This window comes from Kitasatospora sp. NPDC001539 (assembly GCF_040298565.1).
Classification (GTDB): Bacteria; Actinomycetota; Actinomycetes; order Streptomycetales; family Streptomycetaceae; genus Kitasatospora.
Genome location: NZ_JBEPAK010000036.1, coordinates 1 through 17,809 on the forward strand (window position 1 = coordinate 1; position 17,809 = coordinate 17,809).

Consider the following 17,809-nt stretch of genomic DNA (forward strand, 5'->3'; position numbering starts at 1 on the left):
GGCCTGCGGCCCCCCCCCCCCCCCCCACTCCGTGGGAGACACCGCGTCAGAGCTCGGTCCGGCGACGCCGGACCACCACCACGAGATCGACGGCGGCGAACAGGGTGAGCACACCGAGGGCGATGGCGAAGCCGGTGAGCGTGCCCCGGCTGGGGGCGCCGTCGACCGGCGAGGCGGCCGCCCAGAGGGCGAAGCCCACGGTGCCCAGCAGGAAGAGCGGAGTGAAGGTGAGCGACAACAGGTACCGGAGCTTGAGGTCGCTGCGCGCGTTGACGGGCTCGGTACCGCTGCGCCACCGTCGTGGGGTGGTAGTGCGCATCGCCGATCACCTCCGGGCCGCGCGGGTACGGGCTACGATTCCAGCGTACGTCCGGGGGCAGGGGCCTGGGGAGGTGCGATGACGGGGTCGGACGACGCGGAGGCGGACGCGGGGGGCGTGGACGCGGAGGGGTACGCCGGGCTCCGCGTCGAGCGCGCCGAGGAGCTGGCCCGGCGGCACGGCTGGGCCGCGGTCCGGGTGTTGCAGCACGGGCAGATGATCACCATGGAGTACCGGCCGGGGCGGCTCAACCTCGCCGTGCGGGACGGCGTGGTCGAGCGCAGCTGGGAGGGGTAGTCGGTCCGGTCGGGCCCGGGTGCTCGTCGTGGGACGCGCCGGGGCGACGGCGGACCGCGCCGGGGCACGGACCGGAGTCGGGGCGGACCGGAGTCGGGGGACGGGCCGGCGTCAGGGCGCGAACCGGCGGAGGGCGAACCGGCGGTGGAGGCGTTGCTCGGCGGTGGCGACCAGCGGCTCCAGCAGCGGCAGGGTGAGCAGCACCAGCAGTCCGGCGGCCCAGCCGGCCAGCACGTCGGTGACCCAGTGGGTGCCCAGGTACACGGTGGTGAGGCCGATCGAGCAGGCGGTGGCAGCGGCGATCACCGCTCCGGTGCGCCGCCAGCGGACCGCGAGGTAGGCCAGTACGCCCCAGGTGACCACGGCGTTGGCGGTGTGGCCGGAGGGGAAGATGGTGCCGCCGGAGAAGAGCTCGGGCGAGCCGACGTACTGGGCGTAGTGCGGACCGAGCCGTCCGGTGACGATCTTCACCGCGCCGACCGTGATGTTGAGCAGCAGCAGGGCGACGCCCATGACCAGCAGCGGGCGCAGTCGGCCGAGGCGGCGGGCGCGCCAGGCGAGCCACGCGAAGGCGGCGATGGCACTGGGCCCGCGCTGTCCGGCGACCACCCAGGTGGCGAGCAGCGGTTCCAGGCTCGGCCACCGGTCGTAGGGGCGGAGCAGGCGGACGGACCAGTCGAGGTCGACCAGGGCGGTGTTGAGCAGCACTCCGGCCAGCACCAGCAAGTAGACGCCGCAGGTGGCCGCGAGCAGGGCGGCCCTGCGGCGGCTCATCGGGGGCCAGCCGAACTCGCCCCGGTCGGGGGCGAGCGGGGCGGGGGCGCGATCGGGCCCCGGGAGTCCCCGGGCGTCCGCGGTGCGGCGTTCCGGCTCCTGTCGCGGAATGCGGGCGGCGGTACTTCTGGATTGCACGGAGGTGACCTTACCCATCCTGGCCGGGCCATTCCGGAGGGAATTGTCATTTTCCCGGGAAATCGACAATCGAGTCGGGGAGGGGTGGCCCGGGGAGTGATTCCAGGTATTCCGCCGTCGAATGTCCGTGTGGCCTTCGAATGATTCTCCAAAAGCCTCGGTAAAGCGAATGGGGTGGGGAGCCGGTCGTCCCGGCTTCCCACCCCGTGGTCACCCTGTGTAGGTTCGGTGCTCAGTCGAGGGGGCCGCCCGCGACGTAGATCACCTGCCCGGAGACGAAGCCGGCGCCCTCGCTGGCGAGGAAGGAGATGGTGTGGGCGACATCCTCGGGCTGACCGACCCGCTGAACCGGGATCTGAGAGGCTGCGGCCCGCTTGAAGTCTTCGAAGTCCATGCCGACCCGGGCCGCGGTGGCCGCCGTCATGTCCGTGGCGATGAAGCCGGGGGCGACGGCGTTGGCGGTGATCCCGAACTTGCCCAGCTCGATGGCCAAAGTCTTGGTGAAGCCCTGGAGTCCGGCCTTGGCGGCCGAGTAGTTGGCCTGGCCGCGGTTGCCCTGGGCCGATGAGGAGGACAGGTTGACGATGCGACCGAATCCGGCGTCGACCATGTGCTTCTGCACCGCGCGGGTCATCAGGAAGGCGCCGCGCAGGTGGACGTTCATGACCGTGTCCCAGTCGGACTCGGACATCTTGAAGAGGAGGTTGTCGCGGAGCACGCCCGCGTTGTTGACCAGCACGACCGGGGCGCCGAGTTCGGCCGCCACGCGGTCGACGGCCGCCTGGACCTGCTCGGCGTCCGAGACGTCGGCGCCGACGGCCAGCGCCCGGCCGCCGGCGGCGGTGATCCGGTCGACGGTGTCCTTGCCGGCGCTCTCGTCCAGGTCCAGGACCGCGACCGCGTAGCCGTCGGCGGCCAGCCGGACGGCGGTGGCGGCACCCAGGCCGCGGGCGGCGCCGGTGACGACGGCGACCCGGGGGGCGGTGCTCTGCTCGGTCGTGCTCGCGTCGGTCATGCTCGCTCTCGTCTCTCTCGGGGTGCCTCCGGGGAGTGCCCCCGGAGAGGGTGTCCATACCCTACCGGCGAGTAGGGGAAGCGGCCAGGGTGGAGAGGCGCAGGTGACGGTCGGTAAGGACCGACCGGTCGGCTTTCTGCTGAGAACGGGTTACTGCAAGGCCTTGGCAGCGCGTAAATATGCCAATGTCGCCGAACCTGCGTCTACTATCCGCCCCTGCCTGCCAGCACGGGCCCGCCGTTTGTATAGTGTCCGCCAGCAGCCACCGGCTGCACGGCTGGAGCGCCCTCCCTCATAGCTGGACGCCCACTCGCCGTTACTGCCCCACCCGGGTGTCCCACACACACCGGGTGTGACATCGGGACGGATACATGGTGCTGGGGGAGATCCCGACAACCCGCGTGTCCGCGCGACTGCAGCAGTCGCCCGGACACCTCATTCGCGTCGCACAGCAGGTCCACACCCGACTGTGGTCCGAGCACGTCGGAGCCGATCTCACGGCTCCGCAGTTCGCCGTCCTGCTGGTGCTCGCCCTCGAACCGGGCGCTGACCAGCGGACGGTGGGCGAGCGCGCCTCGCTCGACAAGGCCACGATGGCGGAGATGGTCGCGCGGTTGGTCCGCCGTGGCCTGGTGCTGCGAAGGCGTGACCCGGCCGACGGCCGCCGCAAGCTGCTCGCGCTCTCGCAGAGCGGTGCCCAGGCGGTGCGCGAGGCCACCGGCGGCGTGGTCCGCGTGCAGCGCGTGCTGTTCGAGCCGCTGAGCCCGGACGAGCAGATCGAGATCGTCCGGGTGATGGCCAAGATAGCCAGGCTGGAGCCCGCCGCGGTCGCGGTGTTCTCGGACGCGCGGCCGATACTGGACGCCCAGCGCGCGATCGGCTACCTGATCCGGGTCGGCCAGCAGGTGCACACCAAGCTCTGGTCGGAGCACGTCGGCGCCGAGCTGACGGCCCCGCAGTACGCCGTGCTGGACGCGCTGGAGCTCGAACCGGGCGCGGACCAGCGCACGGTCGGCGAGCTGGCCTCGCTGGACAAGGCCACGATGGCGGAGATGGTCAGCCGGCTGGTGCGCCGCGGGCTGGTGCTGCGTCGGCGTGACCCCTCGGACGGCCGCCGCAACCTGCTGTCGCTCTCGTCGGCGGGCCAGGACCTGCTCCACCGGTCGGCCGCAGGCGTGGCCGAGGTCCAGCGGCTGCTGCTCGCACCGCTGCCGGAGGAGGAGCACGAGATGGCGCTCGCGCTCATCGCCAAGGCGGCCAGGCTCTAGGCAAAGCTTCCGTAACGCCAGCCAAAACGATTCGCCAACGGGCTGAAGGCCTGCGTCCGTCGGTGAATCCGGGGTACGCCGAAGTACCGCCCGTCCCTGCTCGGGACGGGCGGTACTTCCCCATGACGGGCAGTCGGCCGGAGACCTTTCCAGGAAACCGTCTTCCACGGACCGCCTTCCGGGGCCCGTCCGCGAACCGCCGCAGGCGGGGGCTCGGGGGCGGGCCGTGGCGGGGGCACCGTGCCATGACTGCCGGCGCCCCCGCGTCCGGTGTCAGTTCCAGTCGAAGCCCTGCGGGTCAGGGCCGATCCGCTTGCCGGTGGCGACGCCGGCGATGGCCGCCAGGTCCTCGGCGTCCAGCTCGAAGCCGGTCACGTCCAGGTTCTCCCGGATGCGGGACGGGGTGACCGACTTCGGGATGGCGATCACGCCGCTCTGCAGGTGCCAGCGGAGCACCACCTGGGCGACCGTGCGGCCGTGCTTCTCGGCGATCTTCACCAACGCCGGCTCGGCCAGCAGCTCGCCGCCCTGGCCCAGCGGGCTCCACGCCTCGGTGGCGATGCCGTGCCGGGCGTGGAAGGCGCGCAGCTCCTCCTGCGGGAAGTACGGGTGCAGCTCCACCTGGTTCAGCGCCGGGACGACCGAGGCCTCGTCCACTAGGCGGGTGAGCTGCTCGGGGCCGAAGTTGGAGACGCCGATCGACTTGGCCCGGCCGTCCGCCTTCAGCTGCTCCAGGGCCTTCCAGACGTTCAGGTAGGTGCCGTGCATCGGGCGCGGCCAGTGGATCAGGTAGAGGTCGACGTAGTCGAGGCCGAGCTTGTCCAGCGAGGCGTCGAACTCGCGCAGCACCGCGTCGCGGCCCTGCTCGCCGGACCAGTCGCGGGTGCCCGAGTTCCACAGCTTGGTGGTGACGTAGAGGTCCTGACGGGCGACGCCGCCCGCGAGGGCCTCGGCGATCGCCGCGCCGGTGCCGGCCTCGTTCTCGTAGATCGCGGCGGTGTCGATGGAGCGGTAGCCCGCCTCGATCGCGGTGCGGACGGCGGCGGTGGCCTCGCCGTCCGGGACCTGCCACACGCCGAAGCCGAGCTGGGGGATGCTGGCGCCGTCGTTCAGGGTGACGCTGGGGATGTTGCTCACGGGAAGGGTTGCCCTCTCCTGGTCGTGTCCGGTTCCAGTGGGGCCAACTGGCACCCGGCGACGATTGTTCCCGCCGTTCGGGCGAATCCCCGCAGGCGCTCCGGGGCGGCCTGGCGGGTGCGGGCGACCCCGGAAAAACCTGTTGCGTGGATCACACCGGGCTTGGCAGGCTCACCGACATGACCTCCTGAGACCAGGGCCCTTCGCGCCCGACCCGTGCCAGTCCGGCCGCCGGCGCCGGGCTCGGGGACCTTGCCGCGTCGCCGTGCGGTGTGGCCGCGCCGCCCGGCCCGCCGTCGGTTCGTCCCCCGCACTCGCCGCCGTCCCGTGGTTCCGCGCGCGGGAACCCCTGCGCCCGCGTACCCCTGCGCCGCCGTACCTCCGGAACGCCCCGCACGTCCGCACCCTCCGCATCGGAGTGCCATGCCGCTCACCCCCCTGCCGCTGGCCGACCCCGGCAGTCCCGACCTCTCCTCACCCCTGGCCTTCCTCCGCTGGCTGCAGCGCGCCCAGCGGCGCGGGCAGATCCGCGCCACCTGCTGGGCGCTGATCGAGATGGGCTCCCAGGCCGCCCAGCCGGTGGCGCTCGGGCACGGCGTCCAGGCCGCCGTCGACGGCGACGCGGGCGGGATCTGGCGGGCCGGCGCGCTCGCGCTGCTGCTCTCCGCCACCGCCGCGCTCGGCACCGTGCTGCTGCACCGGCAGGCGGTCTGGAACTGGATCCACGCCGCTTGCCAGGTACGCCAGTTGGTGGCGGGGCAGGCCTCGCACCTCGGGGCCGGACTGTCCCGGCGGATCGCCACCGGGGAAGTGGTCGCGGTCGGCAGCGGGGACGTCGAGCGGATCGGCTGGTACGTCGAACTGGTCGCCCGGGTGCGGGCCGCCGTGATCGTCTGGCTGGCCGTCAGCTCGGTGGTGCTGGTGGCCGAACCGGTCCTCGGGGTGGGGGTACTGCTCGGCGTCCCGGTGCTGGCCGCCTCGGTCTGGCCGCTGATCAAGCCGTTCGAGCGGCGCTACGAGGAACAGCGCCGGCTCGGCGGCAAGGCCTCCGAGCTGGCCGCCGACACCGTCGCCGGGCTGCGGGTGCTGCGCGGCATCGGCGGTGAGGAGCTGTTCCTGGAACGCTACCGGAAGGCCTCGCAGAAGGTCCGGTCGGCGGCGGTCCGCTCGGCCCGGATCTCCTCCCTGATGCAGGCCCAACAGGTGCTACTGCCGGGCCTGTTCGTCGTCGGGGTGACCGGGTACGGCGCCCGGCTGGCGGCCTCCGGCGAGCTCGCCGTCGGCACCCTGATCGCCGTGTACGGCGCGACGGCCTTCCTGGCCTCGCCGCTGCGGATCCTCGGCGAGGCGGCACATGCCTGGAGCGTCGCCAGGGTCTCCGCGGGGCGAGCCGTGCGGGTGCTCTCGCTCGGCCGCACCACCGGCACGGCCGACGCCGTACTGAGCCGGCCCGGCACGTCCGACCTGCACGATCCGGTGACCGGGCTGACCGCGCGGGCCGGCGAGCTGACCGCGGTGGTCTGCGGGGATCCGGACTTCGCCGGGGCGCTCGCCGAGCGGCTCGGCGGGCACGTCCCGCTGCCCGAGGGCGAGCGGGCGCAGCCCTCCGTCCGGCTCGGCGGCACGGAACTCGACGCGGTGCCGCTGGCCGAGGCCCGGGCGGCGGTGCTCGTCCACGACAAGGAGCCGGTGCTGCTCTCCGGCACGCTGGCCGAGCTGTTGGACGTCCCGTCCTCCGGGCGGGTGCCGGCCGCCGCGGCGCTGGCCGCGGCCCGCTGCGAGGACGTGCTGGAAGCGCTCGTGGACGGCTCGCCGGACTGCGGGGGCGACCCGATGCTCGCGCGGATCACCGAACGCGGGCGCTCGCTGTCCGGCGGGCAGCGGCAGCGGCTGGCCCTGGCCCGCGCGCTGCTCGCCGACCCGCCGGTCCTGGTGCTGGACGAGCCGACCAGCGCGGTGGACGCCCACACGGAGTCCCGGATCGCCACCGGGCTGCGGGACACCCGGGCGGGTCGCACCACCGTGGTGTTCGCGACCAGTCCGCTGCTGCTCGACCAGGCGGACCGGGTGGTGCTGCTGCGCGAGGGCCGTGCGGTCGCGACCGGCCGCCACCGCGAGCTGATGCGCACCGAGCCGGCCTACCGGGCCGTGGTCACCCGCGACGAGGAGGCCGCGCCGGTATGAGCACCGCAGCCGACCGTCCGGTCCGACGACCGAGGAGTACCTCATGAAACCCCCCGTCCACCAGGAGCAAGGACCGGCCACCACCCTGCCGGTCGGCTCGCCGGCCGCCGTGCGCGGGTACCTGGGGCTGCTGGCGCGGCGCCACCGTCGCGGGTTCGCCGCCGTGGTGGGGCTGCACTCGCTGGCCACCCTGGCCGGGCTGATCGGGCCCTGGGTGCTCGGCAGCCTGGTCGAGTCGCTGGCCACCGGCACCGCCGGCGGGACCATCGCGGTGGCGGTCGGCTGGTACCTGCTCGCGCTCGCGGTGCAGTCCGCGTTCACCGGGTGGTCGCGGATGCGCGGAGCCGTGCTCGGTGAACGGGTGCTGGCCGACCTGCGCGAGGACTTCCTGGTCCGCTCGGTCGCACTGCCGACCGGCGTGCTGGAACGGGCCGGCACCGGGGACCTGGTCTCCCGGGGGACCACCGACATCGACCGGTTGGACAAGTCGGTGCGCGAGGCGGTGCCCGAACTCGCCGTCGCCGTCGTCTCGTTGCTGCTGGTGCTCGGCGCCCTGCTGGTCACCTCGCCGCTGCTCGCGCTGACCTCGCTGGTCGGACTGCCGCTGCTGCTGGCCAGCTCCCGGTGGTACTTCCGGCGGGCCCCGCAGTCCTACCGCAACGAGTCGGCCGGGTACGCGGAGGTGAGCAACGTGCTGGCCGAGACGGTGGACGCCGGTCGGACGGTCGAGGCGCTGCGCCTGGGCGATGAGCGGGTCCGGCTGACGGACCGCAAGCTGCGCGATTGGCTGGCCTGGGAGCGCTACACCCTGTGGCTGCGCTCGGTCTGGTTCCCCACCATCGAAGCGGTCTACGCCTCGGGGGTGCTGACCACTCTCGTGGCCGGCGGGCTGTTCACGCTGAAGGGCTGGCTCACCGTCGGCCAGTTGACCACCGGCGTGTTGTACGCCCAGATGATGATCGGACCGGTGGACCTGATCCTGCGCTGGTACGACGAGCTGCAGATCGGGCAGGCCTCACTGGCCCGGCTGGTGGGCGTGCACGAGGTGCCGGAGCACGAGGGGGACGAGTCGGCCCGCCCCCGGGGCCGTCGGGTCGAGGCCAGGGACGTCGGCTTCGGCTACCGCGAGGGCGCGGACGTCCTGCACGGGATCAGCCTGGACGTGGCCCCCGGCAGCCGGGTCGCGCTGGTCGGCCCGTCCGGGGCGGGCAAGTCCACCCTCGGGCGGCTGCTGGCGGGGATCTACGCGCCGGGCCGGGGCAGCGTCACCCTCGGCGGTGCCGCGCTGGCCCGGATGCCGGCCGAGCGGGTCCGGGCGGAGGTCGCCCTGGTCAACCAGGAGCACCACGTGTTCGTCGGCACCCTGCGGGACAACCTCCGGCTGGCCGCGCCCGACGCGGACGACGCCGAACTGCGGGCCGCTCTGGACGCGGTGGAGGCGGGAGCCTGGGTGGACGCCCTGCCGGAGGGGCTGGACACCGAGGTCGGCTCCGGCGCCACCTCGCTGACCCCGCCGCAGGCCCAGCAACTGGCCCTGGCCCGGCTGGTGCTGGCCGACCCCCACACCCTGGTGCTGGACGAGGCGACCTCGCTGCTGGACCCGCGCGCCGCCCGGCACCTGGAGCGCTCGCTCTCCCGGGTGCTGGAGGGCCGGACGGTCATCGCCATCGCCCACCGGTTGCACACCGCGCACGACGCCGACGTGATCGCGGTGGTCGAGGGCGGGCGGATCAGCGAGTACGGCAGCCACCCCGAACTGGTGGCGGCGGGCGGCCCGTACGCGGCGCTCTGGCGCTCCTGGCGGGACGAGCGGTAGCGGGCGCGTCCGGCCTGGGGCTCGCGGCTCGGGTTGGGCTCGGGGCTCGCGGCTCGGGTTCGGCTCGGGTTCGGCTTCGGGCGGGGGCTTGGGCTCGGGTGCGAGTGCGGGCCCTGGCCCGAACCCGGGCCGGGGCCCCTGCGGGGGAAGATCGGTAAACCCGCGCGGGGTCGGGTTGCCCCGTGCGGGTTACTCGCCGGCCCCTCAGGGCGCGTAACCGGGCAAACCGCCGCCCCGGCCAGCAGACTGCTCCGGTGACCAAGATTTCAGACGGCTCCTCCCGCCCCCAGCGCAGCGAGATCGGCGGGGTCCCCACGCGGTACATCGGGATCGGCGTCATCGTCGTCCTCGCGGTGTGGTTCCTGTTCGCGAACCTCGACAAGGTCAAGATCCAGTTCTGGGTCTTCACCGTCACCGCGCCGCTCTGGATCGCCCTGCTGGCCACGCTGATCGCGGGCGCGGCACTGGGCTGGCTGTTGAAGGGGCGGCGGCTCCGGTGACAGCCGAACCCCCACCGGCACCGACCCCTTCCACGGCCTTCACCCCCCTGATCGAGATGCGCGGCGTCAACAAGCACTTCGGGGACCTGCACGTGCTGCAGGACATCGACCTGACGGTCGGCCGCGGTGAGGTCGTCGTGGTGATCGGCCCGTCCGGCTCCGGCAAGTCCACGCTGTGCCGGGCGATCAACCGGCTGGAGCCGATCGAGCGCGGCACCATCCTGATCGACGGCCAGCCGCTGGCCGCCGAGGGAAAGGGCCTGGCCAGGCTGCGCGCCGAGGTCGGCATGGTGTTCCAGTCCTTCAACCTGTTCGCGCACAAGACCGTGCTGCAGAACGTCTCGCTCGCCCAGATCAAGGTCCGCGGCCGCTCCAAGGAGGAGGCGGACACCAAGTCGCGCTCGCTGCTGGAACGGGTCGGCCTCGCGGCACAGGCCGACAAGTACCCGGCCCAGCTCTCGGGCGGCCAGCAGCAGCGGGTCGCGATCGCCCGGGCACTGGCGATGGACCCCAAGGCCCTGCTCTTCGACGAGCCGACGTCGGCGCTCGACCCCGAGATGATCAACGAGGTGCTCGACGTCATGCGCCAACTCGCCGGCGAGGGGATGACCATGGTCGTGGTCACCCACGAGATGGGCTTCGCCCGCGCCTCGGCGAACCGGGTGGTGTTCATGGCCGACGGACGGATCGTCGAGGACCGCGCCCCGGAGGGCTTCTTCAGCGCCCCCGAGAGCGAGCGCGCCCGGGACTTCCTGTCCAAGATCCTCAAGCACTGAGGCGGTGCCGTGACCCGTAAGACGACGCCCCCCGCGCGGGCGCGCCGCCGCGGCGTGCGCGTCGCCGTCCTGCTGCTCACCGCCCTCGCGGCCGGCTGCGGCAAGGCCGGCACCCCGCCGCCCAAGGGCCCGCAGCCCAGCGCGTTGCCCGTCTACCAGGTGCAGGACGCCTCCTCGATCACCGGCTCGCCGACCCTGGACGCCGCCCGGGCCCGCGGCCGGCTGGTGGTCGGCGCCAAGGAGGACCAGCCGTACCTGGGCCAGAAGAACCCGGCCACCGGCGTCTACTCCGGCTTCGACATCGAGATCGCCAAGATGGTCGGCGCCTCGCTGGGCTTCGGGCCGGACCGGATCCAGTTCAAGACCATCGCCTCCGCCAACCGCGAGACCGCCCTGCAGAACGGGCAGGTCGACTACTACGTCGGCACCTACACCATCAACGACAACCGGAAGAAGCTGGTCGGCTTCGCCGGGCCGTACTTCATCGCCGGGCAGTCCCTGCTGGTGCGCAAGAACGACGACAGCATCCACGGGCCGCAGGACCTCAACGGCAAGAAGGTCTGCTCGGCGTCCGGCTCCACCCCGTACCAGCGCATCCAGTCGCAGTACCCCGAGGCCCACCTGATCGGCTACGACACCTACTCGGCCTGCGTGGACAACCTGATCACCAACCAGGTCGACGCCGTCACCACCGACAACGCGATCCTGCTCGGCTACGCGGCCAAGGTGCCGGACGAGCTCAAGGTGGTCGGGCCGCCGTTCTCGACGGAGCCGTACGGGATCGGGACGCCGAAGAACGACACGGTGCTGCGCACGGCCCTGAACGACGCCCTGGCGCAGCACGAGCAGAACGGCGACTGGAAGAAGGCCTTCGACGCGACCCTCGGACTGTCCGGGGAGCCCGCGCCCACCCCGCCGCCGATCAACCGGTACTGAGAGGGCCGCGCCGTGAAAACGCTGACCGACAACTGGTCGACCTACTGGGAGGGCTTCCTCGGCACGCTCTCGCTCTTCGCGGTGAGCGCCGTGCTGTCACTGGTGCTGGGCGTGCTGATCGCGGGCTTCCGGGTCTCGCCGGTGCGGCCGCTGCGGGTGTTCGGGACGGTCTGGGTGACGGTGCTGCGCAACACGCCGCTGACCCTGCTGTTCTTCATCGTGGTGCTGGGCCTGCCCCGGTTCGACATCACGCTGCCCTTCTACACCTTCGCGGTGCTGGCGCTCGGCTGCTACACCTCGGCCTTCGTCTGCGAGGCGATGCGCTCGGGCATCAACACCGTGCCGGCCGGGCAGGGGGAGGCGGCCCGCAGCCTGGGCATGAGGTTCGGGCAGACGATGGGCCTGGTGGTGCTGCCGCAGGCGTACCGGTCGGTGGTGGCCCCGATCGGCAGTGTGATGATCGCGTTGGCCAAGAACACGGCGATCGCCGGCTCCTTCAGCGTCACCGAACTGCTGGGCACCTACCGGACCATCAACGAGCTCGGGTACAGCATCATCTGGACCTTCGTCTGGATCGCCGTCGGCTACCTGATCATCACCCTGGCCATCAGCGCCGTCTTCAACCTGCTGGAACGACGAGTGGCGGTGTCCCGATGACCGTTGGATCCTCGGCGCTGTACGACATCCCCGGCCCGAAGGCGCTGGCCCGGCACCGGCTCTACGGCGGGATCGCGCTGCTGCTCATCGCGGCGCTGGTCGGCTGGGTCGTCTACATGCTGTTTCACACCCACCAGTTCACCCAGGCCAAGTGGGAGCCCTTCGCCTACCGCGGCGTCCAGGACCTGCTGCTGCGCGGGCTGGGCAACACCCTGCGGGCCTTCGGCTGGACGGTGCTGTTCGCGCTGCCCTTCGGCGCCCTGTTCGCGGCCGGGCGGCTCTCCGACCACCGGGTGGTGCGCTGGTTCTCCACCCTGGTGGTGGAGTTCTTCCGGGCCATGCCGCTGCTGGTGATGATCTTCTTCGTGTTCGTCGCCCTGAAGGTGCAGCCGCTGTGGGCCCTGGTGGCCGGGCTGGTGCTCTACAACGGCTCGGTGCTGGCCGAGGTGTTCCGGGCCGGCGTGCTCGCGGTGCCCGCGGGCCAGCGCGAGGCCGCCTACGCGCTGGGCATGCGCAAGACCCAGGTGATGACGTACGTGCTGGTGCCGCAGGCCAACCGGGCGATGCTGCCGGCCATCATCAGCCAGCTGGTGGTCGCGCTCAAGGACACCTCGCTCGGGTTCCTGATCACCTACGAGGAGTTCCTCCACGCGGGCAAGCTGATCGCCACCAACCTGGACTACGACCTGCCGTTCATCCCGGTGGTGATGGTGATCGCGCCGATCTACATCGGGATGTGCCTGCTGCTGTCCTGGCTCGCCCGCTTCGTCGAGCGGCGCGGCCGGCGCAGCCCGAGCATGCGGGGCGGGGCGCCGGTGGCGAAGGCCGAGGTGACGATGGGGTTGCCGCCGGCGGCACAGCAGTGAGGCGGTTGGTTCGAGACTGAACCATAGGTGCGAATGGGGCTGGGGCCGGTACCCCCAAATTCCTCTTATGATTTCGGGGAAGGGGAAGACGACCGGGCGGAGGGGCCATGGAGCCGGTGTTCGACTCGCGGCACATCAGGACGTTCCACGAAGTGGTCCGGGCCGGTTCGTACTCGGCCGCCGCGCGCGAACTCGGCTACACCCAGCCCGCCATCACCCAGCAGATGAAAGCCCTCGAACGCAGCGTCGGCGTCCCGCTGTTCACCCGCGCCGGACGCGGCCTGCGGCTCACCGAGGCCGGCGAAGCGCTCTCCCGGCACGCCGAACTGATCCTCGGCAGCCTCTCCGCCGCCCAGCAGCAGCTCGCGGCGCTCGCCCGGCTGCGCGCCGGCCGGGTGCGGGTCTGCGCCTTCCCCAGCGCCAACGCCACCCTGATACCCGAGACGATGGCCCGGCTGCTCGCCGAGCACCCCGGCGTACGGGTCGAACTGCTGGAAGCCGAGCCGCCGGACTCCGTCCAGCGGCTGCTGCGCGGCGAGTGCGACATCGCGCTGGCCTTCCGCTACCCCGGGGCGGCGAACGAGGTGCCGGACGGGGTGGACGAGATCCCGCTGATGGAGGACCTGCTCACCGTGCTGCTGCCGGTCGGACACCCGCTCGGCCGCCGGCACGCCGTACGCCTCGCCGACCTGGACGGCGAACGCTGGATCGCCGGCTGCCCGCGCTGCCGGGCCAACCTGCTGCACGTCTGCGCCGAGGAGGGCTTCGCGCCCGACATCGTCTTCTCCACCGACGACAACCTCGCGGTGCAGAGCCTCGTCGCCGCCGGGGTCGGGATCGCGTTGATGCCCGCCCTGGTGCTCTCCTTCATGTGCCACCGCAAGGTCACCGGACGGGCCGTCGAGCCGCACCTGCGCCGGCAGGTGTGCGCGTACGTGCTGAGCGAGCACCGGCGGATCCCGGCCACCGGACTGGTGCTGGACCACCTGCGGCAGGCGGCGGCGAGCCGGGTCGGATGCTGACCCATAAGGGATAGTGGGGGTATCGCTTAGGAACCCTCCTTGGACGTGATGGGTCCGCAGGTCGGAACCTGCTGGCATGACCACCCACGCCACGGTCGGCACCGACCGGCTCACCGAGCGGATGACCGCGCTGATCAGTGAGATCCGCGCCGTCGTGGACCGCGGACTGCCCCCCGAGCTCACCGCCTACCTGGTCGGCGAGCGCCTCGCCCCCCACCTGCTCGCCGACCCCGACGGGCCGGACGCACTGCTCACCCCCGCCCAGCGCGAGGGCGATCCGCAACGCTATCGCCAGCACGTCCTGCACGCCGAGGAGGACGGCAGCTTCTCCGTCGTCGCCCTGGTGTGGCTGCCCGGGCAGCAGACCCCGATCCACGACCACGTCTCGTGGTGCGTGGCCGGCGTCCACCAGGGCCAGGAGAGCGAGACCCGCTACCGGCTGGTCTCCGACGGACGCAACGCCCGGCTGGTCGAGACCGAGCACGTGGCCGGCCCCGCCGGAACCGTGGCCGCCTTCGCCCCGCCCGGTGACATCCACCTGGTGCGCAACTCCTGTAGCACCACGGCGATCTCCATCCACGTGTACGGCGCGGACGTCTCACGGCTCGGCACCAGCATCCGGCGGGTCTACCGGCTCCCCGCCGACCAGGAGCGGTGAGCGGCGGCGTGGCACTGACCCTCCGGGAGCGGGCCGCCCGCACCCGTTCACTCCCCCCGCTCGGCGGGGACGCCCCCGGGCTGCTGCTCGCCGCGGCCGGCGTGGCCGCCGCCCTGGCCGTCCACGCCGTCGTCCCCGCCGTGCCCAAGCTCACCGCCGCCGTCGTGCTCGGCATGGCGGCGGCCCACCTGCCCGGTCTGCGCCCGGTGGTGCGCGGCGTCGCCCGGCCCGGGCTGTCCACGGCCGGGAAGCGGCTGATGCGGCTCGGGATCGTCCTGCTCGGGCTCAAGCTCAGCCTGGACGACGTCCTCGGGCTCGGCTGGGCCACCGTCGCCATGGTGCTCACGGTCGTCGCGGCCACCTTCGCGGGCACGATGTGGCTCGGCCGCAGGCTCGGACTGCCCGGGGACCAGCCGCTGCTGGTCGCCACCGGGTACTCGATCTGCGGTGCCTCGGCGATCGGCGCGGTCAGCCAGGCGGCCGGGAGCGAGGAGGAGGACGTCGCCTCCTCGGTCGCGCTGGTCACGCTGTGCGGGACGCTGGCGATCGCCGTGCTGCCGCTGCTCCAGCACCCGCTGGGGCTGGACGGGGTGGAGTTCGGGCGCTGGGTCGGCGCGAGCGTGCACGACGTCGGGCAGGTGGTGGCCACCGCGCAGACCGGCGGGGCCGGGGCGCTGCGGGAGGCCGTCCTGGTCAAGCTGATGCGGGTGATGCTGCTGGCGCCGCTGGTCGCGGGGGTGGCCGTGGTGGTGCGGCGGAACGCGGGCAGGGCTGCCGGGGATGCCGGGGGTGCCGAGTCTGCGGGAGCCGGCGGGGCCGGCTCTGCTGGGACTGCCGGGGCTCCTGGGGCTGCCGGGACGAGGAGTGCCCGTCGGCCGCCGATCGTGCCGCTGTTCGTGGCCGGGTTCCTCGCGATGATCGTGCTGCGGACCACCGGGGTGCTGCCCGACCGGGCGCTCGGCCTGGCCGGGGACGCGCAGGAACTGCTGCTCGCCGCCGCGCTGTTCGGGCTCGGCAGCGCCGTGCACCTGCCGACCATGGTGCGCACCGGCGGGCGGATCGCGCTGCTCGGACTGGGGTCGTGGGTGGTCGTGGCGGGCGTGTCGTACGCGGGAGTGCTGCTCACGACGTGAGGGGCGGGGCACGGGCGGCGCCCCGGGCCGCGGCTCCGGCTCCGCTGCCCACCGAGGACCGCTCCACGGGCGCGGGCGAGCTCGGTTATTGTCGGGCGCGTGATCGTGCGCACCGGTACGGTCCTTGCTGCCGAGTACGTCGAGGAGGACGCATGACCACCGCACTGCCCCAACGGGACGGCCACGAGGCCGTCGTCACGCTCGACCGGCGGGAGGGGCCGTTCGGCGAGGTGGTGCTGCGGCAGCGCGGACGGCACTACGAGATCATCGCCAACGGCTGCTTCCTGATGGACACCGCCGACGGGCGTTCCGAGCGGCTGCTGATCCAGGCGGCGCTGGACGCGTTGGACGCTACCGGTCGGAGCGGGGACGGCACGGCGGGCGGCCAGGGCGGCCAGGGCGGCCAGGGCGGCCAGGGCGGCCAGGGCGGCCAGGGCGGCCAGGGCGGCCAGGGCGGCCAGGGCGGCCCGGGCGGTCCGGGCGGTCCGGTCCTCGGGCCGTCGGTGCTGATCGGCGGTCTCGGAGTCGGCTTCTCGCTGGCGTACGCCGCGGCCGAACCGCGCTGGGGCCGGATCGCCGTCGTCGAGCGGGAGAACGCGATCATCGACTGGCACCGCAACGGCCCGCTCGGGGCCTTCTCCGGCGGTGCGCTGGACGACGAACGGGTCACGGTGCTCCACACCGACCTGCTGGAGTACCTCGCGGCGGCGGACGGCGAGCGCTACGACGCGCTGTGCCTGGACATCGACAACGGTCCGGACTGGACCGTCACCGACTCCAACAGCGGCCTGTACGGCGCGGACGGGCTCGCGGTGCTGTGGCACCGGCTGAGGCCCGGCGGGGTGCTGGCGGTGTGGAGCGCCCAGCCCTCCCCGGCCTTCGAGGAGGCGCTGCGGGCGGCCGGCTTCTCCGACGTCGCCACGCACGAGGTGCCGGTCAGCAGGGGCGTGCCGGACGTGGTGCACCTGGCGCGGCGGGCGGACTGAGGACGCCCGGAGCGCCGGCCCGCAGCGCTGCGGCCGTGCACCCCGTGGCCGCCGTCCGCCGGGCGGATCCGGAAGCTGCACCGGATCGTCGTCCGGGGCGGCCCGGGCCCGAACGAGCGGGCGGGGCCCGGCCGATGGCCGACTGCTAGCGTGGGCGATCACGGTGCACCAGTGCGGTGGTCGAGCGGGCGGTGGTGGGTGTGGTGGAGCAGGGGACTCCTTCGGAGCGGATCGCGGCCGAACTGCGGCGGCGGATCGCGGCGGGGGCGTTGAAGCCCGGGGCCCGGGTGCCGTCCACCCGCGGGATCACCCGGGAGTGGGGCGTGGCGATGGCCACCGCGACCAAGGTGCTCACCCGGCTGCGCGAGGAGGGGCTGGTCAGGGCCGTTCCCGGGGTGGGGACGGTGGTGGTGGCTCCGCCTTCGGCCGCGGCGTCCGGGGTGGTCCGGGAGGCCGGGCGGGCGTCGGGCGCGGTGCCGGGTGGAGCGCCGGGCGCGGGGCCGCGAGGCGCGGGCAGCCCGGGGGCGCGGCGGACCCGGGGCGGCGAACGGGAGTTGAGCCGGGAGCGGGTCGTCGCGACGGCGGTCGGGGTGGCCGACACGGAGGGGCTGGCGGCGTTGTCCATGCGCCGGGTCGCCACCGAGCTGGGCGTCGCGACCATGTCGCTCTACCGCCATGTGCCCGGCAAGGACGAGTTGTTGCGGCTGATGACGGACACGGTCTTCAGGGCGCACCCGTTGCCCGACCCGCCGGTGCCGGGTTGGCGGGCGGGGCTGGAGGAGGTCGCGCGGCTGCAGTGGCGGATCTACCGGCGGCACCCGTGGCTGGCGTCGACGATGTCCTTCACCCGGCCGGTGCTCGCGCCGGACGCGGCGGTGCACACCGAGCGGTCGATGGCCGCGCTGGCCGGACTGGGGCTGAGCCCGGAGGAGATGGCCCAGGCCGCGGTCGCGCTGGCGGCCTTCACCTGCGGGCTGGCCGTCCACTTCGAGCGGGAGGCACAGGCGGAGCAGGACAGCGGGATGTCCGCGGACGAGTGGATGGACCGGCTGGACGACGAGGACCACGACCGGCTGATGTCCGATCCGGAGCGGTTCCCGATGTTCGAGGCGCTGAACCGGGGGCCGGAGGTCGACCTGAGTCTGGAGGCGCTGTTCGAGTTCGGGTTGGCGCGGATGCTGGACGGGGTGGCGGCGCTGGTCGAGGTGCGCCGGGACGGGCGCTCGGGCGCAGGCGCGGGGCGGCGAACGGGAAGAGGGAACGGGAGCAGCGACGGGTGACAGCGGACGGGAGTCGGCGAACGGGACCTGAACCCGGTGGCCGTCGC

The 17,809-nt window shown here is 73.2% G+C and carries 18 protein-coding genes; 14 read left to right on the top strand and 4 right to left on the bottom strand.

What is annotated here, in order from left to right; genetic code table 11:
• Positions 1-46: 46 nt before the first annotated feature.
• On the bottom strand, positions 47-319 hold the full coding sequence (locus tag ABT247_RS09010) for a DUF6343 family protein (protein WP_350740290.1): 273 nt from the start codon (positions 317-319) through the stop codon (positions 47-49).
• Between the two features lie 78 nt (positions 320-397).
• On the opposite strand from ABT247_RS09010, the gene ABT247_RS09015 reads away from it, so the two are divergent.
• A complete protein-coding gene (locus ABT247_RS09015) occupies positions 398-616 on the top strand; it encodes an I78 family peptidase inhibitor (protein WP_350740293.1) in 219 nt (72 codons plus the stop codon).
• Positions 617-727: 111 nt separating this feature from the next.
• Here ABT247_RS09015 and ABT247_RS09020 read toward each other — a convergent pair whose 3' ends face one another.
• On the bottom strand, positions 728-1,528 hold the full coding sequence (locus ABT247_RS09020; RefSeq protein ID WP_350740296.1) for a phosphatase PAP2 family protein: 801 nt from the start codon (positions 1,526-1,528) through the stop codon (positions 728-730).
• A 232-nt stretch (positions 1,529-1,760) separates the two neighbouring features.
• Positions 1,761-2,543 (bottom strand): 3-oxoacyl-ACP reductase FabG, encoded by a 783-nt coding sequence (fabG, locus tag ABT247_RS09025; RefSeq protein ID WP_350740299.1) that lies wholly within the window; start codon positions 2,541-2,543, stop codon positions 1,761-1,763.
• Positions 2,544-2,944: 401 nt separating this feature from the next.
• Here fabG and ABT247_RS09030 point away from each other — a divergent pair, with 401 nt between their 5' ends.
• Positions 2,945-3,811 carry a MarR family winged helix-turn-helix transcriptional regulator gene (locus ABT247_RS09030; protein WP_350740301.1) on the top strand — a complete coding sequence of 289 codons (867 nt, stop codon included), beginning with the start codon at positions 2,945-2,947 and terminating at the stop codon, positions 3,809-3,811.
• Positions 3,812-4,084: 273 nt separating this feature from the next.
• Here the strand turns inward: ABT247_RS09030 and ABT247_RS09035 are convergent, their stop codons facing one another.
• Positions 4,085-4,948 (bottom strand): aldo/keto reductase, encoded by an 864-nt coding sequence (locus tag ABT247_RS09035; RefSeq protein ID WP_350740304.1) that lies wholly within the window; start codon positions 4,946-4,948, stop codon positions 4,085-4,087.
• Between the two features lie 423 nt (positions 4,949-5,371).
• Here ABT247_RS09035 and ABT247_RS09040 point away from each other — a divergent pair, with 423 nt between their 5' ends.
• The 12 genes from ABT247_RS09040 (at position 5,372) to ABT247_RS09095 (ending at position 17,762) form a co-directional block, all read left to right on the top strand.
• A complete protein-coding gene (locus ABT247_RS09040) occupies positions 5,372-7,132 on the top strand; it encodes an ABC transporter transmembrane domain-containing protein (protein ID WP_350740307.1) in 1,761 nt (586 codons plus the stop codon).
• 43 nt (positions 7,133-7,175) lie between these two features.
• Positions 7,176-8,948 carry an ABC transporter ATP-binding protein gene (locus tag ABT247_RS09045; RefSeq protein WP_350740310.1) on the top strand — a complete coding sequence of 591 codons (1,773 nt, stop codon included), beginning with the start codon at positions 7,176-7,178 and terminating at the stop codon, positions 8,946-8,948.
• Positions 8,949-9,202: 254 nt separating this feature from the next.
• Positions 9,203-9,448: a lipopolysaccharide assembly protein LapA domain-containing protein gene (locus ABT247_RS09050; protein WP_350740313.1), complete on the top strand. Its 246-nt coding sequence runs from the start codon at positions 9,203-9,205 to the stop codon at positions 9,446-9,448.
• A gap of 47 nt (positions 9,449-9,495) precedes the next feature.
• Positions 9,496-10,224, top strand: coding sequence for an amino acid ABC transporter ATP-binding protein (locus ABT247_RS09055; RefSeq protein WP_350740379.1), 729 nt, complete (start codon positions 9,496-9,498; stop codon positions 10,222-10,224).
• A gap of 9 nt (positions 10,225-10,233) precedes the next feature.
• Positions 10,234-11,160: a glutamate ABC transporter substrate-binding protein gene (locus tag ABT247_RS09060; protein ID WP_350740316.1), complete on the top strand. Its 927-nt coding sequence runs from the start codon at positions 10,234-10,236 to the stop codon at positions 11,158-11,160.
• Between the two features lie 12 nt (positions 11,161-11,172).
• Complete coding sequence (locus ABT247_RS09065; RefSeq protein ID WP_350740319.1) at positions 11,173-11,817, top strand: amino acid ABC transporter permease; 645 nt, start codon at positions 11,173-11,175, stop codon at positions 11,815-11,817.
• On the top strand, positions 11,814-12,683 hold the full coding sequence (locus tag ABT247_RS09070) for an amino acid ABC transporter permease (protein ID WP_350740322.1): 870 nt from the start codon (positions 11,814-11,816) through the stop codon (positions 12,681-12,683). The genes ABT247_RS09065 and ABT247_RS09070 overlap by 4 nt, the downstream gene beginning before the upstream one ends.
• Positions 12,684-12,799: 116 nt before the next feature.
• Complete coding sequence (locus tag ABT247_RS09075) at positions 12,800-13,705, top strand: LysR family transcriptional regulator (RefSeq protein WP_350740382.1); 906 nt, start codon at positions 12,800-12,802, stop codon at positions 13,703-13,705.
• 76 nt (positions 13,706-13,781) lie between these two features.
• Positions 13,782-14,363: a cysteine dioxygenase family protein gene (locus ABT247_RS09080; RefSeq protein WP_350740325.1), complete on the top strand. Its 582-nt coding sequence runs from the start codon at positions 13,782-13,784 to the stop codon at positions 14,361-14,363.
• 14 nt (positions 14,364-14,377) lie between these two features.
• A complete protein-coding gene (locus ABT247_RS09085; RefSeq protein WP_350740385.1) occupies positions 14,378-15,496 on the top strand; it encodes a YeiH family protein in 1,119 nt (372 codons plus the stop codon).
• Positions 15,497-15,648: 152 nt separating this feature from the next.
• A complete protein-coding gene (locus ABT247_RS09090; RefSeq protein WP_350740328.1) occupies positions 15,649-16,482 on the top strand; it encodes a spermidine synthase family protein in 834 nt (277 codons plus the stop codon).
• A gap of 176 nt (positions 16,483-16,658) precedes the next feature.
• The gene (locus ABT247_RS09095; protein ID WP_350740331.1) at positions 16,659-17,762 is read left to right on the top strand and encodes a TetR/AcrR family transcriptional regulator C-terminal domain-containing protein; all 1,104 of its coding nucleotides are present in this window, start codon (positions 16,659-16,661) and stop codon (positions 17,760-17,762) included.
• Positions 17,763-17,809 lie beyond the last annotated feature (47 nt).

Coding starts and splice junctions, on each gene's coding strand:
- ABT247_RS09040 (WP_350740307.1), top strand. CDS start 5,372: ATGCCGCTCACCCCCCTGCCGCTGGCCGACCCCGGCAGTCCCGACCTC.
- ABT247_RS09010 (WP_350740290.1), bottom strand. CDS start 319: ATGCGCACTACCACCCCACGACGGTGGCGCAGCGGTACCGAGCCCGTC.
- ABT247_RS09070 (WP_350740322.1), top strand. CDS start 11,814: ATGACCGTTGGATCCTCGGCGCTGTACGACATCCCCGGCCCGAAGGCG.
- fabG (WP_350740299.1), bottom strand. CDS start 2,543: ATGACCGACGCGAGCACGACCGAGCAGAGCACCGCCCCCCGGGTCGCC.
- ABT247_RS09080 (WP_350740325.1), top strand. CDS start 13,782: ATGACCACCCACGCCACGGTCGGCACCGACCGGCTCACCGAGCGGATG.
- ABT247_RS09045 (WP_350740310.1), top strand. CDS start 7,176: ATGAAACCCCCCGTCCACCAGGAGCAAGGACCGGCCACCACCCTGCCG.
- ABT247_RS09015 (WP_350740293.1), top strand. CDS start 398: ATGACGGGGTCGGACGACGCGGAGGCGGACGCGGGGGGCGTGGACGCG.
- ABT247_RS09090 (WP_350740328.1), top strand. CDS start 15,649: ATGACCACCGCACTGCCCCAACGGGACGGCCACGAGGCCGTCGTCACG.